Below are 2,830 nucleotides of genomic sequence, written 5' to 3' on the forward strand. Positions count from 1 at the left end.
TCCGTCCATCCTAACAAGTTCATCTACAACATGCAGATATACAGGGGCTTCCTGAATGACCTTTTCTCCGGGAAGTTTTACGAGAAATTTGAGGCCATCCAGAAGATAGAAGAGGGCCAGCAGCAGATACTCAAGAAGCACCAGGAGCTTTCGCTCGAGCAGACTCAGAGAACTGATGAATCCATATCCCAGGTCATAGAGATGGTCCAGAAGATGTCAGTCCAGTTCTATTCTTCACTGAACGACCTCAAGTCCGCTATAATCTCAAATTGGAGGCCCTAAAATGAAATCCAGATTTCTCAGTTATGGTGCAGGGATGCAGACATTTGCTCTGCTTGTGATGGCAGAGCAGGGTGATATACAGATAGATGAGGTTGTCTTTGCCGATACTGGCGGGGAACATCCGGAAACGTATGCCCACATAGAGAAGGTTGCAAAGCCGATATGCGATAGAATGGGAATACCATTCATAACAGTAAGGATGAGAAAAACAGTCACGGATATTACAACATTGCATGGTGATGCTCTCATAGATTACAAAAACATGTTGAAGCAAACCGAAGATCTATCCAGAAAAGACAAGGCAGCCATACGAGACCATGAGAATGAAAAGTATCATGTTCACCAGAAGGTTGTAACCAGTCTGAGAGATGAGATAATCGCAAGGAGACGGTTGCCAAGCATAAACCCGCAGTCGAGGTGGTGCACCTCGGACAGCAAGTTGATACCGATTCATAGGGACTATATCCGAGAAGAACAGGTAAAAGGGAATTACATGAAGCCATGTGTTGCCGTCATCGGCCTTGGTTATGAGGAACTGACAAGAATGTATAAACCTCATCTTGCAGAATATACCGTTGAATATCCGTTGATTGACAGAAAGATGACCCGAAAGGATTGCGTAAAATACGTCACCGATCATGGTTATGAAAGTCCACCTAAATCTGGATGCTATTTCTGTCCGTTCCAATCCGAGAAGCAATGGGGAATCCTGTATAGAAATCATCCAGATCTCTACTGGGATGCTGTCAGTTTGGAAGAATCAGACCTGAACTTTCCGACATACAAATTGAATCCGAAAGGCGTATCACTTCGGAAACTTGCAGAGTATTTTTCGCTGACAATGCAGACAACGCTTGACGATACCCATGACGTGCATGATGAGATGGGTTGTGAACAGGCAGGATATTGCGGGGTGTGAGATGACAACAGAAGAAAACCTGAAGGCAGTCTGCTACCATGATTGTGTACTCACTCACCCGCATTCTGGATCACATAAGTGTTCAAGATGTGGAAGGAGATTTTGAAATGAGCCTCCATAACGGCACATCTGCCGAAACGGAACGCAAGAGGATGCTTGAGCATGAAGGTCATATAATCCTGAATCTCGGCCAGAACCAGTACGGAGACCTTGAAGACATCTGCCATGATATAATCATCGAGGTCAAGACATCGAAGCATTCAAGGCGTGATCTTTCCAAAAAGGAGAAGGAACAGATGACAAACCTCCTCATGCTGAGACCCTACCGAACGATCAGGTATGACATCCGGTTTTCAGGCAATGGTCATCACGGCCCAGTATGGCAGTGTGAACATCCAGATAGGGTGTTAAGCTCATTCAAGCTTAGCACAAATATCAACACCCATCCGTTTAATGCTCCAGCGATTTCTAAATCAGTCGTGGATAAAAATAGGAAGGTGAAAAATGGAAAACAATAGTAATTTGGAAAAATGGGTAAAAGACGGCTCTAACGTGATGATATACAACGCACCCCCTTCGGTGGTGGAAAGTATATCATTTGGTGAATCAGCAGGTATTATAGACTACTGCCAGAAAACCATGAACAAAGTCAAAGAGATCTACTGGAACGAAGAATACCTTGCAGCAAGAACAGACAAGGGAGAAATCATCAGGTTTCAGCCGGAACTCAATGCTGATATCGAGATGTTCTTCACAAGAAAACAAAATTACAGAGACCATACAACTGGATATGTCGTATGGGACGGAGATTATGAACGGGCCAAGTTCACGAAGAAGTCACTATTAGAATGGCTTTCCCGCCACACAGAAGAATTGGATGAAGACGTCAGGAACGCAATAAGAGACATGAGGGTATCAGAGCGCCTTGACACGCAGAATATATCCCTCGGTGATGTTGAGCGCACAACTGAGGAAGAAGAAACTAAAACGTCAATTCCAAAGCACTTTAATGCCAACATTATCATAGCTGAAAACTGGCATGCAGAGATGCATTTTAAGGCATTCGTGGCCAAGAATACCGATGATTATGGCCGTGTCCAGAAAGGTTACAACATAGTACTCGAATTGGAAAACGCACGCCAAATCAAGCGAGATCTCATGCAGTTCGTCCTTGGAAAGATACCGGAATCAATACCGAAATATTATGGCAAATTGAAGGTCCTCAGCACGAATGGAGATGGAGAACTATAAATGGAATATATACTGAAAAAAAGAAGAATCCGGAAAAAAACAAAACCATGGAGGCCTTGAAATGAACAAGCATGACTGGATCGATTACACAGTGGCCATTGCTGCCTTCCTTATGTTTGCCTATTATGATGTCATCATGTGGCAGGACACGATTTTCCCCTATAATATATTATTACAATGGAACAACTACCACCTATTCACGTTTGGATTTCTGGTTCCTTCTGTGCTTATACTCATGGGCATAGCTGCAAGATCTTACGTGATTCCACTCTATGCCTATACGCTTATCATGAATGGAGCTGGAGATCTGATGTATTACGTCATGCTTGGCCAGCCAGTATCTCTGTATATGGAATGGACAAACCAGGCCGCCTTGGT

General features: G+C 43.8%; 5 protein-coding genes. All 5 read left to right on the forward strand.

Translation table 11 applies throughout. From position 1 onward, the window contains the following. Positions 1 to 282: hypothetical protein (locus KIS29_11450; GenBank protein MBX8640941.1), on the forward strand; the 282-nt coding region annotated here is incomplete at its 5' end. A gap of 34 nt (positions 283 to 316) precedes the next feature. After that, positions 317 to 1,201, forward strand: coding sequence for a hypothetical protein (locus tag KIS29_11455; GenBank protein MBX8640942.1), 885 nt, complete (start codon positions 317 to 319; stop codon positions 1,199 to 1,201). An 89-nt stretch (positions 1,202 to 1,290) separates the two neighbouring features. Continuing rightward, positions 1,291 to 1,719 carry a hypothetical protein gene (locus KIS29_11460; GenBank protein MBX8640943.1) on the forward strand — a complete coding sequence of 143 codons (429 nt, stop codon included), beginning with the start codon at positions 1,291 to 1,293 and terminating at the stop codon, positions 1,717 to 1,719. Continuing rightward, positions 1,706 to 2,452, forward strand: coding sequence for a hypothetical protein (locus KIS29_11465; GenBank protein MBX8640944.1), 747 nt, complete (start codon positions 1,706 to 1,708; stop codon positions 2,450 to 2,452). The genes KIS29_11460 and KIS29_11465 overlap by 14 nt, the downstream gene beginning before the upstream one ends. Before the next feature lie 61 nt (positions 2,453 to 2,513). Next, positions 2,514 to 2,830: hypothetical protein (locus tag KIS29_11470; GenBank protein MBX8640945.1), on the forward strand; the 317-nt coding region annotated here is incomplete at its 3' end.

This window comes from Candidatus Sysuiplasma jiujiangense (assembly GCA_019721075.1).
GTDB lineage: Archaea > Thermoplasmatota > Thermoplasmata > Sysuiplasmatales > Sysuiplasmataceae > Sysuiplasma > Sysuiplasma jiujiangense.

What these genes read in the sequence shown, in the direction of transcription:
- KIS29_11465 (MBX8640944.1), top strand. Translation starts at nt 1,706, where the DNA reads ATGGAAAACAATAGTAATTTGGAAAAATGGGTAAAAGACGGCTCTAAC.
- KIS29_11455 (MBX8640942.1), top strand. Translation starts at nt 317, where the DNA reads ATGCAGACATTTGCTCTGCTTGTGATGGCAGAGCAGGGTGATATACAG.